Source organism: Haloarcula limicola, assembly GCF_010119205.1.
Lineage (GTDB): Archaea > Halobacteriota > Halobacteria > Halobacteriales > Haloarculaceae > Haloarcula > Haloarcula limicola.
Genome location: NZ_WRXM01000002.1, coordinates 814,436 through 833,528, shown reverse-complemented (window position 1 = coordinate 833,528; position 19,093 = coordinate 814,436). Strand labels below are relative to the sequence as shown.

At 67.6% G+C, this 19,093-nt stretch carries 18 protein-coding genes; 11 read left to right on the top strand and 7 right to left on the bottom strand.

Features of this window, described 5'->3' with window-relative positions:
- Positions 1 to 326: 326 nt before the first annotated feature.
- The 4 genes from GO488_RS13625 (at position 327) to GO488_RS13610 (ending at position 4,511) form a co-directional block, all read left to right on the top strand.
- Entirely contained in the window at positions 327 to 2,552 is a 2,226-nt protein-coding gene (locus GO488_RS13625) for a twin-arginine translocase subunit TatC (protein ID WP_162318370.1), read from the top strand.
- Positions 2,553 to 2,599: 47 nt separating this feature from the next.
- Positions 2,600 to 2,776: a ribbon-helix-helix domain-containing protein gene (locus GO488_RS13620; protein ID WP_135303406.1), complete on the top strand. Its 177-nt coding sequence runs from the start codon at positions 2,600 to 2,602 to the stop codon at positions 2,774 to 2,776.
- The gene (locus tag GO488_RS13615; protein WP_162318369.1) at positions 2,766 to 3,482 is read left to right on the top strand and encodes a queuosine precursor transporter; all 717 of its coding nucleotides are present in this window, start codon (positions 2,766 to 2,768) and stop codon (positions 3,480 to 3,482) included. Before GO488_RS13620 ends, GO488_RS13615 begins: the two co-directional genes overlap by 11 nt.
- Positions 3,483 to 3,548: 66 nt before the next feature.
- Entirely contained in the window at positions 3,549 to 4,511 is a 963-nt protein-coding gene (locus GO488_RS13610) for a dienelactone hydrolase family protein (protein ID WP_162318368.1), read from the top strand.
- 19 nt (positions 4,512 to 4,530) lie between these two features.
- On the opposite strand, the gene GO488_RS13605 is transcribed toward GO488_RS13610, so the two are convergent.
- Together GO488_RS13605 and GO488_RS19795 are read right to left on the bottom strand one after the other, a co-directional pair.
- Positions 4,531 to 5,325, bottom strand: a complete 795-nt coding sequence (locus tag GO488_RS13605) for a 23S rRNA (uridine(2552)-2'-O)-methyltransferase (RefSeq protein ID WP_162318367.1) — start codon at positions 5,323 to 5,325, stop codon at positions 4,531 to 4,533.
- A 49-nt stretch (positions 5,326 to 5,374) separates the two neighbouring features.
- The gene (locus GO488_RS19795; RefSeq protein ID WP_162318366.1) at positions 5,375 to 5,974 is read right to left on the bottom strand and encodes a hypothetical protein; all 600 of its coding nucleotides are present in this window, start codon (positions 5,972 to 5,974) and stop codon (positions 5,375 to 5,377) included.
- A 186-nt stretch (positions 5,975 to 6,160) separates the two neighbouring features.
- On the opposite strand from GO488_RS19795, the gene GO488_RS13595 reads away from it, so the two are divergent.
- From GO488_RS13595 to hjc, 4 genes are all read left to right on the top strand, one after another.
- Entirely contained in the window at positions 6,161 to 6,904 is a 744-nt protein-coding gene (locus GO488_RS13595; RefSeq protein WP_162318652.1) for a DNA polymerase sliding clamp, read from the top strand.
- 23 nt (positions 6,905 to 6,927) lie between these two features.
- Positions 6,928 to 7,815 (top strand): alpha/beta fold hydrolase, encoded by an 888-nt coding sequence (locus tag GO488_RS13590; RefSeq protein WP_162318365.1) that lies wholly within the window; start codon positions 6,928 to 6,930, stop codon positions 7,813 to 7,815.
- A 36-nt stretch (positions 7,816 to 7,851) separates the two neighbouring features.
- A complete protein-coding gene (locus tag GO488_RS13585) occupies positions 7,852 to 8,463 on the top strand; it encodes a cell division protein CdpA domain-containing protein (RefSeq protein WP_162318364.1) in 612 nt (203 codons plus the stop codon).
- A 98-nt stretch (positions 8,464 to 8,561) separates the two neighbouring features.
- Positions 8,562 to 9,080, top strand: a complete 519-nt coding sequence (gene hjc, locus GO488_RS13580; RefSeq protein ID WP_162318363.1) for a Holliday junction resolvase Hjc — start codon at positions 8,562 to 8,564, stop codon at positions 9,078 to 9,080.
- A gap of 183 nt (positions 9,081 to 9,263) precedes the next feature.
- Here the strand turns inward: hjc and GO488_RS13575 are convergent, their stop codons facing one another.
- Positions 9,264 to 9,896: an SWIM zinc finger family protein gene (locus tag GO488_RS13575; protein ID WP_162318362.1), complete on the bottom strand. Its 633-nt coding sequence runs from the start codon at positions 9,894 to 9,896 to the stop codon at positions 9,264 to 9,266.
- Positions 9,897 to 10,044: 148 nt separating this feature from the next.
- On the opposite strand from GO488_RS13575, the gene GO488_RS13570 reads away from it, so the two are divergent.
- Positions 10,045 to 10,254: a DUF7472 family protein gene (locus GO488_RS13570; protein ID WP_162318361.1), complete on the top strand. Its 210-nt coding sequence runs from the start codon at positions 10,045 to 10,047 to the stop codon at positions 10,252 to 10,254.
- Here the strand turns inward: GO488_RS13570 and priL are convergent.
- Positions 10,251 to 11,333: a DNA primase regulatory subunit PriL gene (priL, locus tag GO488_RS13565; RefSeq protein ID WP_162318360.1), complete on the bottom strand. Its 1,083-nt coding sequence runs from the start codon at positions 11,331 to 11,333 to the stop codon at positions 10,251 to 10,253. The genes GO488_RS13570 and priL overlap by 4 nt on opposite strands.
- Positions 11,334 to 11,426: 93 nt before the next feature.
- Between priL and GO488_RS13560 the strand changes: the two genes are divergently transcribed.
- The gene (locus GO488_RS13560; RefSeq protein WP_206674411.1) at positions 11,427 to 12,938 is read left to right on the top strand and encodes an MATE family efflux transporter; all 1,512 of its coding nucleotides are present in this window, start codon (positions 11,427 to 11,429) and stop codon (positions 12,936 to 12,938) included.
- 104 nt (positions 12,939 to 13,042) lie between these two features.
- The gene (locus tag GO488_RS13555) at positions 13,043 to 14,530 is read left to right on the top strand and encodes an MATE family efflux transporter (RefSeq protein WP_162318359.1); all 1,488 of its coding nucleotides are present in this window, start codon (positions 13,043 to 13,045) and stop codon (positions 14,528 to 14,530) included.
- A gap of 924 nt (positions 14,531 to 15,454) precedes the next feature.
- Here the strand turns inward: GO488_RS13555 and GO488_RS13550 are convergent.
- The 3 genes from GO488_RS13550 to GO488_RS13540 all read right to left on the bottom strand — a co-directional run bounded on the left by GO488_RS13550 (position 15,455) and on the right by GO488_RS13540 (position 19,055).
- Complete coding sequence (locus GO488_RS13550; protein ID WP_162318358.1) at positions 15,455 to 16,732, bottom strand: adenosylhomocysteinase; 1,278 nt, start codon at positions 16,730 to 16,732, stop codon at positions 15,455 to 15,457.
- Between the two features lie 45 nt (positions 16,733 to 16,777).
- Positions 16,778 to 17,623 (bottom strand): hypothetical protein, encoded by an 846-nt coding sequence (locus GO488_RS13545; protein WP_162318357.1) that lies wholly within the window; start codon positions 17,621 to 17,623, stop codon positions 16,778 to 16,780.
- Between the two features lie 133 nt (positions 17,624 to 17,756).
- A complete protein-coding gene (locus GO488_RS13540) occupies positions 17,757 to 19,055 on the bottom strand; it encodes an amidohydrolase (RefSeq protein ID WP_162318356.1) in 1,299 nt (432 codons plus the stop codon).
- Positions 19,056 to 19,093: the final 38 nt, after the last annotated feature.

The following is a 19,093-nucleotide window of genomic DNA, read 5'->3' as shown; positions in this document are numbered from 1 at the left end:
CTATCGGACGACGCGGACGGTCCGTCCTCGTCGGTCTCGGAACCGAACCACTCCTCGGCCGTCGATTCGTCCTCGACCGCGAGTTCGTCGTCGGACGCCTCCTCGTCGTCCTGCGGATTGACTTCGGCTTCGTTGTCGTCCAGCGTCGGCGGGTCGCGCGGCTCATCGGGGTCGGAGCGCTCCTCGTCCTCGTCGCCGTCCACCATCTGACACTGCATTTGGGGGTGGTAGTTGTAAACTTTCTTTTCGAGCGGCCGCGCTCAGGGGATTCGGACGCTCGCGTGATGGACAAATTGATAACGACGACTCGGTTACTCTCAGGGGACATGGCGAGTGCGATAGACGAGGACACCGTCCAGACTGTCCAGAGCGGTCGGGCGACACTGGGGGCGATGCTCGGCACCGCACAGACGCACCTCCAGAAGGTGTTCATCGTCTTCGTGATCGGAATGATGGGGACCATCATGGGCCTGCAGTACGGGGTCTGGGACCGCCTCAAGCAGGACCTCCTCTACTCGAAGATGGACCTCACGACGCAGGAGGCCGCGAACATCGTCGCGGTCACGCCCTTCGACGTCATCCTCCTGCAGGTGAAGATCGGGGCCGTCGTCGGCATCCTCCTGGCCCTGCCGCTGCTCGTCTACTTCGGTCGGGACGGACTGCGCCAGCGGGGCTGGTGGCCCGCCGAGCACGTCCCGGTCTGGAAGGGGGCGCTGTTCGTCCTCACCAGTCTGGGGCTGTTCACCGTCGGCGTCGCCTACGCCTACGAACTGTTCTTCCCGATGATGTTCAACTTCCTGGCGGGCAACGCGATCGCCGCCGGGTTCAAGCCCCAGTACTCCATCGTCAAGTGGGCGCAGTTCGTCTTCCTGCTGGCGGCGTCGTTCGGGCTGGCCGCGCAGTTGCCGCTGCTGATGACCGTCCTCTCCTACACCGGGATCGTCCCCTACGAGACGTTCCGTGACAAGTGGCGCTACGCCGTGGTCATCATCTTCGCCTTCGGGGCGCTGTTCTCGCCGCCGGACCCCTTCACCCAGATCATGTGGGCCGCGCCGCTGTGCGGGCTCTACGCGCTGAGCCTCGCGCTCTCGAAGCTCGCGGTCACGGTCAAACGCTCCTCGGACCTCATCAGCACGCGCCGGGTCGCCGCGAGTCACTGGAACGTCCTGCTGGGCGTCGTCGTCGCCGTCGGCGGCGCGGTGTACCTCGTCTTGACCACGTCGGCCTTCGAGTACGTGCGGGCGACCGTCGCCTTCCTCGCGCAGTACTCCTCGCGGCTCCCCGGCGCCCTCTCGCGTCCCGCGCTGTTCGGCCTCACGACGGAGACGACGGCCATCGTCCTCGGCGCGGCGCTCGGCCTCCTCGTCGCCGTCGGCGTCCTCTACTACTACGTCCTGCAGGCGCTGGGCCAGAGCGCCGCCCCCTCGGGCCGACGACACGGCGACCCGACGGCCATCGACATCGACGAGATCGACGGAGCGGCCGTCGAAGTCGCGCCGCCGGAGGTCTTCGAGGAGATGAGCGAGGAACAGGCGCTGGCCCACGCCGACACCGCGCTCTCGGAGGGCGACCAGGAGAAGGCCCAACTCATCCTCGACCGCTGGGACATGGCCAACGAGGCCGACGAGTCAGATCAGGAGGACTCTCAGGCCGCCGACGCCGAAGCCGCGACGGCCGAGAGCGGTCAGGGCGGCAGTGAGGGCGAGAACGTCCTCGCGTCGACCACCGCCGGCATGATGAGCGCCTTCTCCGAGGAGGAGACGACCGAGGACGACGTGGGCGGATACTACTACGACCTGCGCTTCATCTTCGACTCGATCGCCTCCAAGGCGTTCTGGATCATGGGCGTGTTCGGCGCCGTCCTCGCCGGCGCGTTCTTCTTCCTCTACTCGGGCGGCATCGAGCGGCTACAGCGGACCTTCGTCAGCCGCCTGCCGCCGGGAATGGCCGAGGGGTTCGACATCGTCACGCTCCATCCGGTCGAACACCTCGTCTTCATCGTGAAGTTCTCGACCATCCTCGGATTCGTCTCCGTCGTCCCGCTGTTGCTGTACTTCGCGTGGCCGGCGCTGCGCGAGCGCGGCTTCGTCGTCGGCGACCGCAACGTCCTGCTCCTCTGGGGCGGGACGGTGTTTGCGGCGCTTATCGGCGGGAGCCTGCTCGGCTTCCTCTACGTCGCGCCGATGACCATCTCGGCGATCGCCTACGACCAGTTGCAGGCCAACATGGTCATCGCCTACCGCATCAGCAAGTTCGGATGGCTGGTGTTCTTCCTCACCATCGGTATCGGCCTGCTCGTGGAGATCCCCGTGACGATGTTCCTGTTCCACCGGGGCGGCATCGTCCCCTTCGAGCTGATGTACGAGCGCTGGCGCGAGGTGATCATCGCCATCGTCGCGCTCTCGGCCATCCTCTCGCCCAGCGGCATCTTCACGATGCTGCTGGTCGGCATCCCGGTGTCGCTCGCGTACCTCGTCGGACTGGGCATCCTCTGGGTGTACACGCTCGGCGGCCGGCGGACGCCGAAGGGCCGGAGCGACCCCGCGGACTGAGGCGGCGAGCCGACTGATTTAAGCGGGCCTGTCGGTATTCTCCAGATATGCCCAAGATAAGCGTCGAAGTGCCCGCCGAGCTACTGGGGGACCTGGACGAACACGTCGGCGAGGACGGGAAGTTCGTCAACCGGAGCGAGGCGATCCGCGCCTCCATCCGCAAGACCCTCGACCTGCTGGACGATATCGACGAGCGACAGGGACGGCTGGACGATGAGCAGTGATGGCCGGACGACGCGCGATGAGGGCCAACCGGTCCGGATCGCCCTCGTCGCGCTGTTCGTGACGGCGCTGGTCGTCTCGCAGGTCACCGCGTCGAAACTGCTCGCCTTCGGCCTGCCCTTCTCGCTGCCCGTCGCCGGCGACACGCTCGTGCTCCCCGGCGCGGCGCTGGCCTACGCGCTGACGTTCTTCGCGTCGGACTGCTACGCCGAACTGTACGGCCGGCGGGCCGCGACCGTCGTCGTCAACGTCGGCTTCGCGATGAACTTCGTCCTGTTGGCACTGGTCTGGAGCACGATCCTCGCGCCCGGCCTGCCCGCACCGGCCCAGCCCGTGGACCCGACGGCGTTCCGGAACGTGCTGGCGGCCAGCACCGGCATCGTCGTCGCCAGCCTCGCGGCCTACGTCGTCAGCCAGAACCTCGACGTCTTCCTCTTTCACGCGCTGCGAGACGCGACCGACGGCGACGCCCTCTGGCTCCGCAACGTCGGGTCGACGGCGACGAGCCAGCTCGTCGATACGGTCATCTTCGTCGGCGTCGGCTTCGTCCTCTTTCAGGGGATGGGGCCGGCCGGAGCGCTCTCGCTCGTCGTCGGTCAGTACCTCCTGAAACTCACCATCGCGCTGGTCGACACGCCGTTCGTCTACGCCGTCGTCGGGTTCGCTCGCGGGAACGGCGTCGGTAGCGAGCCCGCACGGGCCGACTGACCTGACCAGTATCTGCGGGGCAACTCGTCACAACGGCTTTGATTCGTATAGCCTATCCAACAGGATATGCGAACCACAGCTCTCGCGTCGGCGCTGGCCGTACTGCTACTCCTGAGCGGCTGCACCGGCGCGCTCCAAGGGAGCGAGGCGGCCGCGCAGACGAACGCCACCGCGACGCCGGCTACCGCGACAGCGGCCACCGCGACGCCGAGTTCCACGGACGCGCCGACCGCATCGTACACCCAGACGCCGCACATGGGGTGTCAACCGGGTGCAATCGAGAAGAACGGGACCTGCCGCGCGGTCACGAACGGGTCGAACGCCGACATCTTCAGCGCCGAGAACCTCTCGGCGATCACCGCCAAGAACACGACGATAAACGGCACCTCGGGCTATCTCGCTCGGCCGGCCGACAACGGGACCTACCCCGCCGTCGTCATGATCCACGAGTGGTGGGGACTCAACGAGAACATCAGGCACATGGCCGACATCCTCGCGGGCCACGGCTACGTCGTCTTCGCCGTCGACCTCTACGACGGCCGCGTGGCGACGAACTCCTCGGAGGCCGCCCAGTTGTCGGGCGAGGTGCGGAGCGACCCCGACGAGGCGGTGGCGAAGATGAGCAACGCGACCGCCGGTCTGCGCTCCCTGCCGTACACGACCGACCGCGTCGCCAGCCTCGGCTGGTGTTTCGGCGGCGGCCAGAGCCTCCAGTTGAGCCTGAGCGACGCCGACCTGAACGCGACGGTCGTCTACTACGGGACGCTGACGACGAACGAGTCGACGCTCCGGAGTATCGACGGCCCGGTGCTCGGCATCTTCGGCGCGGAGGACCAAGTCGTCCCCGTCGAGACGGTGCGGGAGTTCAACCGGACGCTGGGCGACCTCGGCGTCGAGCGGGAGATCTACGTCTACGAGGGGGCGGGGCACGCCTTCGCCAACCCGAGCGGCGAGAGCTTCCGGCCGGAAGCGACCAGAGACGCCTGGTCGAAGACGTTAGACTTCCTGAACCGGACGCTGAAAGAGTAGGGCGGAAAATCGCACGTCCCTACTCCGCCGGCTGTGCGAACGCGTAGCGCGGCTTCACGTCGCCGACGCGCACGTCGAGCGTCTCGCCTTCCTCGACGCCGCTGACGAAGACGGTGAACCCCTCGACCTTGGCGATGCCGTCGCCCTCCTCGCCGATGTCCTCGATCGTCACCTCGACCACGTCGCCCTCGCGGACGGGCGCTGTCAGGCGGTGTTTCGCCACCAGATACAGCTCCGAGGAGGAGTCCCGGGAGGCGTCCGGGCGGACCTCGCGGACGTACTCGAACTCCGGTTCGATGTCGGCTATCAGGTCGTCTAAGTCCTGGCCGTCGAACACCTTCGCGGCGAAGTCCCCGCCCGAGTCGAGGAGGTCCGTCGCTACCTCGAAGGCCTGCCGCACGAGGTGGACCGAGCGAGCGTGGTCTAAGTCGTACTCGCCGGTCATGTTCGGGGCCATGTCGGAGACGACCACGTCGACGGGGCCGCCGCGTCCGCCGTCCGCGCCGCCGACCACGTCACGGATCTGGTCCTTCGTGCTCTCGTCGGTCATGTCGCCGCGGACGTACTCGACGGCGGGTTCGGGGTCCGAGAGCGGGTCGATCCGCTGGCGGTCGACGCCGACGACGGTCCCGCGTTCGCCGACGCGCTCGGCGGCGACCTGTAGCCAGCCGCCCGGCGCGGCTCCCAGGTCTACGACGGTGCGGCCTTCGCCTAACAGTCCGGCCGTCTCGTCGAGCTGCTGGAGCTTGTAGGCCGAGCGGGCGCGATAGCCCTGCTGTTTGGCCTTGTTGTAGTACTCGTCTTTCCGGCTCATTTGCCACGCATAGCCCGCCGAGGCGGTTATGGGTGTCGTTCTCCGGGTTCTACTCGCCGCGGAGCGCGCCGTAGCCGAGCGCGGCGGCGACGGTAGCGACGACGCCGAAACCCGGCCCGGCCGCGCCGCTCCCGCCATCGTCGCCGCCCCCGCCGCCTCCGCCGCCCGAGGGCGTTGTGGTACGGGCGCCGCCGCTGACGGCGGCTTCGAGTTGGTCGGAGCCGAGCTTTTCGAGGCGAATGCCGACGTACCCCTCCGTACACTGCTCCTGCGAGTTGATGACGAAGAGGCTGCCGGGCGGGACCTCCGTCGAGTTGTCGACGTACAGCGACCGCGAGTACTGTTCGTAGTCGGGCCGCCCCCGGTCGATGAGCTTCACGTCGTACGTCCGCGTCTCGTCGGCCGGCCAGTCGGCGAACTCGCAGCTATCGGCGACCTGGGCGTCCGCCGGGTCGGTGGTCTGACCGACGTGGACGAAGAAGCCGGTCATGTCGTTCTCGGTCGCCGACCCGTCGGTGATGACGGCCTTCCTCGTCGACTGTGCCGCCGCCTGCCCGGACGCGACCAGCGTCCCGCCGACGACGGTTCCGGTTGCAGCCAACACGTCACGACGCGAGTAAGACCGCGAGGAGTCGTCCGTTGTCGTCATGCTGGCGACAGCTTACGCCTCCGCTCGGAAAAGTCCGGGAACTGCACTTGCAAGGCCCCCGTAGCGAGTTTTCCGCCGGTAGTCGCATCAACCGAGACTGCCCGCCATCGCCCGATTGGGGGTCGCACGCGCACGCGGATTCAATGAGGGGCTTTTTAATGCATGGGGGGCGTAGCCCGGTTCAAGATGTTCAACGCCATTGTGAGCGCGGACACGCTCCAGGCGGCTCTCGACTCTGTGAGCGTGCTGGTGGACGAGTGCAAGATCCACCTCGAAGACGACGGGCTGGAGATCCGGGCGGTCGACCCGGCCAATGTCGGCATGGTCGACCTCCGGCTGGACGCGGCGGCGTTCGAATCCTACGAGACGGACGGCGGACTCATCGGTGTCAATCTCTCTCGGCTGGAAGACATCGCCGGCATGGCCGACTCCGGCCAGCTGGTTCACCTCGACCTGGACGAGGAGACGCGCAAGCTCCACATCGCCATCGACGGGCTCGAGTACACGCTCGCGCTCATCGACCCCGACTCCATCCGGCAGGAACCGGACCTGCCCGACCTCGACCTGCCGGCTCACATCGTCGTCGAGGGCCGCGACATCGACCGCGCGGTCACCGCCGCGGACATGGTCTCGGACCACATCGCGCTGGGCGTCGACGCCACCGACGAGCTGTTCTACGTCGACGCCGAGGGCGACACCGACGACGTCCACCTCGAACTCACCCGGGACGACCTCGTCGACCTCACCGCCGGCGACGCCCACTCCCTGTTCTCGCTCGACTACCTGAAGAACATGAACAAGGCCATCCCGAAAGACGCGGAAGTCGAGATGGAACTGGGCGAGGAGTTCCCTGTCAAGATGCACTTCAACTTCGCCGAGGGCGAGGGCCGCGTCACCTACATGCTCGCGCCGCGCATCCAGAGCGAGTAACTTCCCGCGTTCGAGAGGTTCCGATGCTCCCCGCCAGCGACTGGACGCCGGCCGACGCCCCTTCCCCTTCCCCTTCCACTCTCGCTCTCGACGGTCGACGGGTCGCTTACGCGACCTACGGCGACCCCAGCGGCCCGCCGGTCCTGTTCGCACACGGCACGCCCGGATCGCGACTGCTGGGCCGACTGCTCGACGAGCCCGCCGCCGAGCGGGGCATCTGTCTCGTCGCTCCCGACCGACCGGGAATCGGCCGCTCGGACGACGCGAGCGTCGGTATCGAGGGGTGGCCGGCCGACGTCGCGGCGCTGTTGGACCACCTCGACGCCGACCGGGCGGCGGTCGTCGGCTTCTCCGGCGGCGCGCCGTTCGCGCTGGCCTGTCACCGACTGGAGCGCGTCGAGCGCGTCGCGCTGCTCGGCGGGAGCGGGCCGCCGGGGATTGGGGACACCGGTCGGACACAGCGGCTTCTCGGCATGCTAGCCCGATACGCCCCGCCGGCGGTCTCGCTCCTCCTTCGAGGCCAGCGGTGGGCGCTCGCCCGCCGCGACCCGTCGTTCGCCCGCTCGCTCGTCGCCGACGGCGATCCCGCGACGGACGCGCTGTCGGCCGACGAGGTCGCCCGCCTCGTCCGGGCCGACGTACTGGAAGCGATGACCGACGGTCCCGACGGCGTCGTGCGAGAGCTGGGGCTGCTCGACCGACCGTGGCCGTTCGCTCTCGAAGACGTGACCGTTCCGGTGACCGTCTTTCAAGGGCAGCGTGACACGAACGTCGCCCCCTCGACCGGCGAACGACTGGCCGCGGCCCTTCCCGAGGCGACGCTCGAAACGGTCGACGCGGACCACCTCGGAACGCTGTGTCGAGCCGGTAACGACGCCCTACGGGCCGTCTCCAGTCCGACGCGCGTCTGACGCATCGTTTTGTGGGTCGGGGACCAATCCCGTGCCATGGAGAACCTCGGCGACGCCTACGGCACTCCCCGCTTCGAGGGGCGGGACCCGCGCCGCGTCTTCGCCGGGGTCGCCCTCGGACTCCTCGGAGCGACCGCCGTCGTCGTCGGCGTCTTGCTGGTGACGACGCCGCTGTCGGACTGGGTCGGAGCCACCGACATCCGGACCGCCGAGAAACTCGCCGGGACGCTCGGGGGCCTGGGGATCCCGGCGATGTTCCTCGCCGTCGTCGCCGTCCTCCCGTCGAGTCGCCGCGAGCAGATCGGCGTCGGCGTCGGCACCCTCTGCTGTCTGGTCGGCATCGGCATCTTTCAGTACGCCTATCCCGGCCGCTGGACGACCGGCGCGGAGACGCTGGCCTTCGAGACGGCGATGGCGTACTTCGTCGGCGCGTCGCTGTCCTTCTGGTTCGTCTTCACCGCGATGGCGAGTTTCCGCACCCGGAACAACCCGCAGGGGATGGTCCGACTGGAACTCACCCACAAGGGCGAGTCCAAGACGGTGCAGGTCTCACCGCGGGAGTACCGCCGCTACGCGGAGGCGGTGCGAAGCGACGGCGGCGAGACCGAGGAAGTCATCCGGGAGTTAGAGGAGAGAGCGAAGGAGTAGCGAGGGGACGTAGTGTGACCTACGAGTAACACCTCTCTCGAACGATCACTTCCGCCAGCCGCGAGCCATTTTTACCCGCGACCGATAAACGGACGCTAATGGCAAATTCGAACGCGAAGGGGGACCGCCGCGAGCGGGAGCTGGTCAACGCCTTGGACGAGGCGGGATTCGCGGTGATGCGAGCGCCGGCCAGCGGGAGCGCGACCGAACGCGAACTGCCCGACGTGCTGACCGGCGACGGCGAGACGTTCTACGCGATCGAGGCGAAATCCAGCGCCGGCGACCCGATCTATCTGACCGGCGAGGAGATCGAGGCGCTGCTGTTCTTCGCGCGGAACTTCGGCGCGAAGCCCCGCGTCGGCGTCCGCTTCGACCGCGAGGACTGGTACTTCTTTCACCCGGGCGACCTCTACACGACCGACGGCGGCAACTACCGCGTCAAGAAGGAGACGGCCATCGCCGAGGGAACGGACTTCGCGGAGTTCGTCGGCGACACGCGGAAGGTTACACTGGATGAGGTGGCCGACGACGGGCCCGACCAGGCGGTGCTGGACGTCCTCTCGGCGTTCGAGCGCGGCGATCTGGAGAAAGACGAAGCGGCCCAGATGTTGGAGTAGCGAGGGGCGACGATCGAACGATAGTGAGGGAGTCGGCCCTCGTACCGAAACGGCGACCGCAGGGAGCCGTGGAGAGCGAACGGCGACGACCGGAGGTCCCTCAGGCGGCCGGGCGGCGTTGCCGCCCGACGACGGCGAAGCCGCGAGCGGCAACGAGTGTCTGAGCGGCGCGAAGTCCCTCGCCTACCCGACCAGTTCCGCGTCCGTGCGGTTCAACCGCGAGTACGGGAACGCGTAGCGGCGCGGGTTCTCGTTCCGTGTGGCGTCGCCGAGATACGTCACTTCGACCACGACGTCGTCTCCGGGATAGCCGTCGTTGGTGTCGTGCTCGGCGACGGTCTTCCCGGTGGCTTCGATGACGTGCTCGTCCGCTCTCTCGGTCAGCACTTCGGCGACGACGAGGCTGTCGCCGGTCTCGCGGTCGACGACGATGTCGCCCGGCGCGACGCGGCAGTCGCCACAGAGATGCGGCGGGTCGGCCGCCTGAGGGACGAACGTCACCGCCTCGCAGACGTCACAGCGGGCGCGCTGGCGGCCCGGCGGGGCGATTCGGCGGGCGGTAATCTCGATGGCGACCCGGCGGAGGTGTTTGCACCGCTCGCCGCGGATCTCGTAGTCGGGACAGGTACAGGAGTGCTCGCGCAGGTCGACGACGTACGTGTGGCCGCTCTCGGTCGTGACCGCGTACGTCTCGTCTCGCTGCTTCCGGACGGCCATCCGCTCGGTCCAGGCGCGGACGGCGCGTGAGGAGAGCGTGCTGGGGTCCGGTGCGAGTGCAGTCGGCTCCGAATCTGAAGCTGGCTTAATGAGTGTCATGGCGGTCGGACACGGCTGTTTTTCTCGGTGTGTCCAGTCGAAACGTAGGGTCTCCAGAGACGTAAATCTCTCGCCCGGGCGAGCGGTAGAACGCCTCTCTCCGGGCCGCTTCGACACTCTTTTGGCCGGGCCGGAGGTAGCGCGCCACATGGAACTCGATCGGGAGGCAGTTATGCAGATCGTCATCTCCGGCGTCGCGCTGGTCGTCTTCGTCGCCGCCGCCGTCTTCGTCTCCACGAACTATGCGAGCAACGGGGGGCTGACCGACCAGGGCGGCGTCGCGATCGTCGGGGCTATCGGGCTGTTCATTGTCGTGATGCTCGCCGCCGGCGTCTGGATGGAACGACAGCAGTTCTAAGCGTCGGCCTCGGCCTCGTCCTCGCCGTTCTCCTCTCGCCAGTCCACCAGTTCGTCGTCGTCGGCGTCGTCCAGTTTCTTCTCGTAGTACGCCATCGGGTGCGAGATGCGCTTACAGAGGTCGTCCATGTTGACGCAGTCGCCGTAGGACTTCATGGTCGAACAGGCTGGCGTCGAGTACTCCGTCGGACTGGTGTCGCCGCGGATGTGGTCGACCTGATAGCGGGTCGCCTCCTCGCCGAAGCCGGGGTTGACCTGAAAGAGGTCGACGATCTCGTCGGTCGTCATCCCGATGCTGGTGAGGAAGGCGGCGATGGCGAACCGGGAGTGGTGTTCGAGGTGCTCGCCCTTCTGGACCTGGTCGAGCAGCGCCTGCATACAGGGCGGGAACATCTCGGGGACGACGGTGTCGATCTCGCGGGTCAGGTCGAGGTCGGCGAGCACCTCCCGGAGCCGTTCGACCTCCTCGTCGAGTTCGTCGGCGATGACGTCGGGCACGTCGAAGGGCAACCCGTCCTCGACGCGGTGACGGATGGCTTGCTTCAACAGGACGTGGAGGTCGGCGGCGGCGACGCGAACCCGGCCGTCGGCGAGCGGGCGGTTGACCAACCGCCACTCGTCGCCCCGCTGGTCGGCCGCCAAGTCGAGGTACGTCCCGACGTCCACCCAGTAGCCCGTCTCGGCCTCGTGGACCGACGACGAGAGGTCGAACTCCGCGAGGAGGTCGCGCAACTCGACGCGCTCGCTCCGCGTGGACTTGAACTCCGTCGTCTGTTCGAACTCCGCGGCGAACCGCTCGTGGGCCGTCTCGGCCTCCGCGCGGGCGTACTTGCGGGTGCAGACGTGCTGGTCGACCAGCGAGACGAGAACGCGCGCGACCGGATAGGAGAGCAGTTCGACGCGGGTCCGGCGGTGCGGCTCGCCGACGGTGCCGTCCGTGATGGCGCGTTCGACCCGCTCCAGCGCCCGCTGCACGACGGTCTCGTCGGTGGCGACGACCTCGCTCAGATCGACCGCAGCGGCCTCGACGGCCTCGCGTGCCCCTTCGAGGAACGGATAGCGTGCGTGGAGCGGCTGCATGGACTGGCGTTTCGGACGTGGGCGAATAAATTTGCCGTCCCGGCTCGGACCAATCCAGATGAATTATCACTTCGCGTCTATGTAGGGTGGGACGTGCCAGAGACCGACCGCTCCGTGGACCTGACCGAGGGGCCACTCCTGCGTCCGCTGTTGGCCCTCTCCCTGCCGCTCGTGGGCACGCAGCTCCTCCAGGTCGCGTACAACCTCGTCGACACGTTCGTCGTCGGGCAGCTGGGCGGCGAGGCGGTGGCGGCGCTGACCTACTCGCTGCCCTTCATCTTCGTGACCATCTCGCTCGGGAGCGGGCTGACTATCGCCGGAACGGTCCTCGTCTCCCAACACCGCGGGGCGGGCAACGACGAGCGAGTGCGGACCGTCGCCGGACAGACCATCGCGGTGACGGCCGCCGTCTCAGGCCTGCTCTCCGCGGTCGGGTTTCTCGTCGCACCGATCCTGCTGCCCTACGTCGGGACGACGCCGGGGTCGGCCATCCACGCGATGGCCGTCGACTACACCCGCATCGTCTTCGCCGGGACGGCGTTCATGTTCGGCGCGTTCGCGTTTCAGGCCATCCTGCGGGGCTGGGGCGACACGAAGACGCCGATGTACCTGATGCTCGGCAGCGTCCTCGCCAACGCCGTGCTCGACCCCTTCTTCGTCCTCGGGTTCGACGAGAACGTCGTCTTTGAAATGGCCGGGCTGACGGGTCTCGAAGCGACGCTGTACGACCTGACGGGCTTCGCCGGGATGGGCGTCGAGGGGGCGGCGATCGCCACCGTCATCGCCCGCGGCGGGGCGGCGGTCGCGGGCTTCTGGCTCCTCTTCTCCGGTCGACTGGGCATCGCCCTCTCGTTCTCGGACCTCCGGCCGGACCGCGAAACGGTCCGGAAGATACTCGACGTGGGCGGTCCCGCCGGTCTCGAACGGTCGGCGGACTCGCTGGCCTACACCGGGATGACGGTCCTCGTGGCGATGGTCGGCACCAACGCCGTCGCGGCCTACGGCGTCGGCAACCGCATCAACACGCTGGTCTACCTCCCCGCGGTCGGGCTCGCACAGGGCGTCGAGACGGCGGTGGGGCAGAATCTCGGCGCGGACCAAGCGGGACGCGCCCGGCGATCTGTCCTCTTGGCGGCCGGCCTCGGCGGCGGTCTCTTCCTGCTCGCCAGCGCCGGGGCCTACGCCTTCGCCGCGGCCATCGTCGCCTCGTTCTTCGACGCGGCCCGGACCGACCCCGAGATCCTGTCGATGGGGGCCGACTACTTCCGCATCATCGGTCCGACGTACGTGTTCATGGGGCTGTTCCACCTCTTCAACGCCGCCTTCCGCGGGGCCGGCAGCACGCGGACCGCGCTCGCGTTCTCGATCACCTCCCAGTGGCTCTTTCGCATCCCGCCGACGCTCCTGTTCATCACCGTCTTCGGCATAGGTGCGGCCGGCGTCTGGTGGGGAATCGCCGTCTCGCACCTCGCGGCCGCCGCCGTCGTCGCCGCGTGGTTCATCTTCGGGAACTGGGACGACTCCGTCGTCGGGGAAGGCGACGCGAACGACGCGGACGAGGCGGGCGATGCGGACGACCGCGAATCGCCTGCTTCCGCCGACTGAAATCCCTTGTGTGTGAGAGCGTACCGTACTCACGCAACGGCTATACTGACTGACCGACCAGTCAGTACCATGTTCGGTCCCCTCTCTCCTCGGCGGTGGTGTTCGTGACGGCCACGAGCGAGCAGGCGGAGCGGTTCACACGGGGCAGTCTCCTCCGGCCGCTGTTGGCGCTGGCCGCGCCGTTAGTCGCCACGCAGCTCCTTCAGACGATGTACAACCTCGCCGACACCTTCTGGGTCGGCCGCCTCGGCCGCGACGCCGTGAGCGCGCTCTCGTTCTCGTGGCCCATCGTCTTCCTGCTGGTGAGCGTCGGCGGCGGTATCGCCGCCGCGGGGACGATCCTCATCTCCCAGCACACCGGCGCGGAGAACGACGCGCAGGTCAGCCACGTCGCCGGCCAGACGTTCGTCTTCGTCGCCGCCCTCTCGGTGGTCATCTCCGTCGTCGGCTACCTGGTGACGCCGCACCTGCTCGCGCTCATCGGCTCTCAGCCCGGCACGGCAATCCACGAGATGGCCGTGACGTACACCCGCTACGTCTTCCTGGGCCTGTACTTCCTCTTCGGCTTCTTCATCTTCCACGCCCTGCTCCGCGGCTGGGGCGACACGAAGACGCCGATGTACCTGATGGTCGGCAGCGTCGCGCTCAACGTCGTCTTAGACCCGATCCTCATCCTCGGCTTCGCGGACAACCCGCTACTGGCGTGGCTCGGCCTCGAAGCGCTAGGTGCCAGCGCGCTCGCCGCGACCGGATTCACGGGACTGGGCGTCGAGGGCGCGGCCATCGCGACGGTGTTCTCCCGCGGCCTCGCCGCGGGCGTCGGCTTCTGGCTCCTCTTCACCGGCCGCGTCGGCATCGAACTCTCGCTGTCGGACCTCCGGCCCGACCCCGAGACCATGCGGAAGCTCGTCAGCGTCGGCGGCCCGCTCAGCGTCGAACAGAGCACGCAGGCGCTGTCGGTCACCGTCATGACCGCGCTCGTCGCCCTCGTGAGCGCCGACGCCGTCGCCGCCTACGGCATCGGCAGCCGCTTCACCTCGCTCGTCTGGCTCCCGATGATCGGCATGGGGATGGCCGTCGAGACGGTGGTCGGCCAGAACCTCGGCGCGGGGAAGCGAGAGCGCGCCCGCAGGACGGTCCTGCTCGCCAGCGCCATCCTCGTGGCGACGTTCGTCGTCGCTGGCGCGCTCGCCGTCCACTTCGCCCCCGCCATCGTCGGCGTGTTCATCACCGGCGAGCGAGCGGGAAGCGTCGTCAACCACGGCGCGACGTTCGTCCGCATCGTCGCCCCGACGTGGGCCGTCATGGCCGTCTTCCACATGATCAACGGTGCGTTCCACGGTGCCGGCTCCACCCGCCTCTCGATGGGCCTCGGACTGCTGACGATGTGGGGCTTCCGCGCCGCCGCCGCGGCGTTCCTCGTCGTCGTCCTCGGCATGGGCGCGACGGGCGCGTGGTACGGCATCGCCGCCTCCAACGTCGCCGCCACCGTCGCCGCCGTCGCCTTCTTCCTCCACGGCGGCTGGCTCGACGGGGTCGTCGAGAACGACGGCGACGCCGACGCGACCGAGGTCGCGACGCCGGCCGACTGAAAACTGAGTGCGATAGCGTGATCGAGAATAGTTGCTTCCTCGGCGCTGCCGTCTACGCATCGCTCGGTACAGAGGAGAGAGTTAACACGAGTACGTGAATCTGATGTCTTCTGGTTCAACTAAGATTTGAACGTCTTCCCCGTCGTGCGAACAGAGAAGGTCATCCCCGGCAGGTTCGTATTCGTGTCTTAGCTCGTCTCCACCATCTCGTGAGACAACGAGATGGTCAACGCGATTTTCGACACCCTTTGATTCGTTACCGTGTCCCGCTGGCAACGAGTACGAGTGATCGAGTAACAGGGAGCCATCTCTCGCGTAGACGGCTACAGAAAGCGAGACCTGTTGATCAGTGTGGTTCCTCGGGATGATTTCGACGGTCGTTCCTTCTCCACTCCGCTCTCCGTCAAGGCCGAAGCAACCAGTTATTGTGAGACTGCACCCAAGAGCGGTGGAGAGGAGGGCACGTCGTTTCACGCATAAAATTCCAGTTGGAATCTGGAAAAGCCTTCTCACCGGTTGGTAGTACGCACGTCCGCTTTAGCAGCTGATTCACGGCTCCTTCGAAAAAAGAAACGCTCGTGGACTGTCCTCTATCTCCCTTGACGTATGGGGTGATTCCGAGGGTTCTCGTAGTTTGACGGCTCTCACTCGCTTAGTTCGCGCCGCTCGCAATTCGAGGTTCTTCGCTCCTCGCTCTCCCCACTCGCAACTGGCGGTCTTCACTCCGTTCAGACCGCTCTACTGCTCCGCGGCTCCCGCTGGTCGCCGCGTCGCTTTCGGAGATTCTCGCTCGCGTTGCTCGCTCCGAATCTCCCTACGTCCCTCGCGGGTCGCTTCGTTCGCGGCTAGCGCCGCTCACATCCGAGGCGCTTCGCGCCTCGCTCTCCCCGCTCGGGTATCGAGGCCTCCCTACGGTCGGCCTCGCTACGTCCCGTGCTGCCACGAATCCATATACTCGGCCTGTTCGTCCGTCAGCCCGTCGAAATCGACGCCTTCGGCGGCCAACTTCACCTCGGCGACCTCCTTGTCCAGCCGGTCGGGCACGTCGTGGACGCCGGCGTCGTAGGCGTCGCCGTTCTCGACCAGTTCCCGCACGCAGACCGCCTGAATCCCGAAGCTCTGGTCCATCACTTCGACCGGGTGGCCCAGCGCGATGGGGGTCGCCAGATTGACGAGTCGACCTTCGGCCAGCACGTTCAGGCGGCGGCCGTCGGCCATCTCGTAGGCCCGCACGCCGTCGCGGGCCTCGTAGGTGTCGGCGGCTATCGAAGCGAGCGCGTCGAGGTCGATCTCCACGTCGAAGTGGCCGGCGTTCGCCAAGAGAACGCCGTCCTGCATGTTCTCGAAGTGGTCTTCGACGATGACGTCCCGATTTCCGGTGGTCGTGATGAAGACGTCGCCCGCTTCGGCCGCTTCGGCCATCGGCATGACGTCGTAGCCCTCCATGTGGGCTTCGAGCGCGCGGCGGGGCTCGACCTCGGTGACGACCACGTCGGCGTTCTGGCCGCTGGCCTTCTTCGCGACGCCCTTCCCGCAGTGGCCGTAGCCGGCGACGACGACGGTCTTGCCGGCCCACGAGAGATTCGTCGTCATGGCGATGGAGGCCAGCGACGACTCGCCGGTGCCGTGGACGTTGTCGAACAGCCGTTTCATCGGCGTGTCGTTGACCGCGAACACCGGGTAGTCGAGTTCGCCGTCCGCGTCCATCGCGCGCAGGCGGTGGACGCCGGTGGTGGTCTCCTCGGCCCCGCCGACGATGGTGTCGATGAGTTCGGGGTAGTCCTCGTGGACCGCGGCCACCAGGTCCATCCCGTCGTCCACCGTGATCGTCGGTTCGTGTTCGAGCACGGCCTCGATGGCGGCGTAGTACGCCTCGTCGTCGACGCCGCGCTCGGCGTAGGAGGTGACGCCGTCGACGGCGTCGAGCGCCGCGCTCACGTCGTCGTGCGTCGAGAGCGGGTTACACCCGGTGATGGCGACTTCCGCGCCGCCCTGGGCCAGCAGTTCGGCGAGCACCGCCGTCTTCGCTTCGACGTGCATCGCCATGCCGATCCGCTCGCCGGCGAACGGTCGGTCGGTCTCGAACTCCTCGCGCAGCGACGCGCAGATGGGCATGTGCTGTGCCGCCCAGTCCATCTTCCGCCGGCCCGACTCGCGGGCCGACTCTACGTCGTCGAGTCGCTCAGAAATGGGGGCTGTCATGCCCGGAAAAACGGCCAGTGTTCCTAAAACGGTACCGAAGCGGGTTCAGCGACCGCCGCCGTTCCCGTTCGCGTGGGCCGGCGGGCCGCCGTCGTCGTCCGAGCCGTCGTCAGCGTCTTCGCTGTCGGTTTCGCTCTCCTCGTCGTCGGTCTCTTCCTCGGTCGCTTCTTCGTCAGCGTCTGCTTCTTCGGTCTCCTCCGCTTCGATCTCCTCGGTCTCGCTCTCCTCGTCTTCGCTGGCGTTCGCCTGCTCGCCGCGCTGTCCGCGCTCTTCGGGTGCGTTCGCGCGCTCCGACGGGCCGCGCTCGCCGCTCCGTTCGGCGGCCTCGTTCCCGTCGCTACCGTTCTCGCCCGCAGCGTCTGCGCGTTCGGACCCGGCGTCTTCGGGCGGGCCGGCGTGGTCAGGAGCGTTCCCGGGGTTGTTCTGGGTCACGAACTCGGCGATCTCCGGACCGATGTTGGTCGACCCGTGCTGGAGCAGGTACCGGACGAACGACGAGACGCGAGCGCCGAAGCTCTCGGTCGCCTCCTCGGCGTCGGCGGTCAGCTCGGCCGTCGTCGTCGACGTCTCGTTGCCGACGGTCGCAGTCACCTCGATAGTGACGTTCTCCTCGGGGGCGGCCAACTCGACCGTGCCGTTCTCGCCGGTCGCGTAGTCGCCGGTGCCCGCGTACGTGCCGTTGTCGAGCGCTTCGACGCTCACCGACGCGTTCTCGACGGCGGTGTCGTTGTCCGTCACCGTCACCGTCGCCGCCTGATTCCCTGCCTGACTGACCCCGACGGCCAGCGTTCCGTCGCCCGTCGTCCCGGCAGTCGCGGTGGCGACGCCGGGTCCGACGGCGAACAGGACCATGCCGATCGCGGCAGTCAATGCGAGTAGTTTGGTACGCATCTCGTCAGTAGCGAGACGGTAGTTGGGATTAAACACCGACTCTCGTTCACTCCGTTCAGCCGGGTTTCCATCGGTGATATCGACGGCGCTAATCAACCGAGAGCGTTTAAAATCTATTCTGGACGTTTATCTTTCAGTTCGACGCGCGGTCGACCAGCGCGTCTGCGTGCGCCTGTGCACGCTCCCGAACCGCGTCTTCGTCGAAGACCGTCACGTCTCTATCGCGCATCAGCACCTCGCCGTCACAGACGGTGTGGCGGACGTCGCTCCCGGTGGCGGCGTAGGCGAGATGCGAGACGAGGTCGTGGGCCGGCGTCAGGCGCGGCGCGTCGAGCGAGAGCACCGCGAGGTCGGCGTTCGCGCCGGGTTCGATGCGACCGCTGTCGATGCCGAGCAGTTCGGCCCCGTTCTCGGTGGCCATCTCGACGACCGTCTCGGCGGCGACGGCGCTGGCGTCGTCGGCGGCGAGTTTCCCGACCATCGCGGCGTCGCGCATCTCGTCGAACATGTCGAGGTCGTTGTTCGAGGCCGCGCCGTCGGTGCCGATGCCGACGGTGACGCCCGCGTCTAAGAGCCGCTGGACGGGGGCCATCCCGCTGGCGAGCTTCATGTTCGAGGCCGGGCAGTGGGCGACGCCGGTCCCCGTCTCGGCCAGCAGGTCGATCTCGGTCTCGTCGACGTGGACGCAGTGAGCCAGGAACGTGTCCTCGGCGAGCAGGCCCACGTCGTCGGCGTATTCGAGCGGTCGAATTCCGTGTTCCTCGACGAGCGGTTCGACCTCGTCGGTCGTCTCGTTGGCGTGGAGATGGATCGGTAGCCCCGCGGCGTCTGCCTCGGGAACGTACTCGCGGAGGTATTCCTCGCCGACGGTGGTCAGGCTGTGCGGTTGGAACGTCGTGCTGATTCGGCCGTCGGCCGCGCCGTCGAGGTCCCGGGCGGTCTCCAGGCTCTGCCGAACGTCCTCGCGCGCGCCCTCCTCGTCCTTGCCGACGGTGACTGCGGTGTGGCCGAGCACGGCTCGAACACCCGCCTGCTCGACGGCCGCCGCGATCTCGTCGACGTGGAAGTACATGTCAGAGAGCGCCGTCGTCCCCGACTTCACCATCTCGACGAGTCCGAGTTCCGCGCCGACTCGCACGTCCTCGGGGGTTAGCTCACCCTCGACGGGCCAGATGTCCTCCTGCAGCCACGCGTCCAGCGGCTTGTCGTCGGCGTAGCCTCGAAGTAGGGTCATCGCGACGTGCGTATGGGCGTTGACCAGCCCGGGGACGACGAGGCCGTCGCTCGCGTCGAGTTCGTCGTCGCCAGCGAGTTCGCCCGGCGATTCGACGGCCACGATGTCGCCGCTCGACTGGTCGACGAGCACGTCGGCGCGTTCGACGGTCATATCGGGGCGGAGGACCTGTCCGCCGGTGACGAGAAGTTCGGTCATGGCGCGGGGTTGGACGCCCCCGCTCTTAGTTCGCCGGG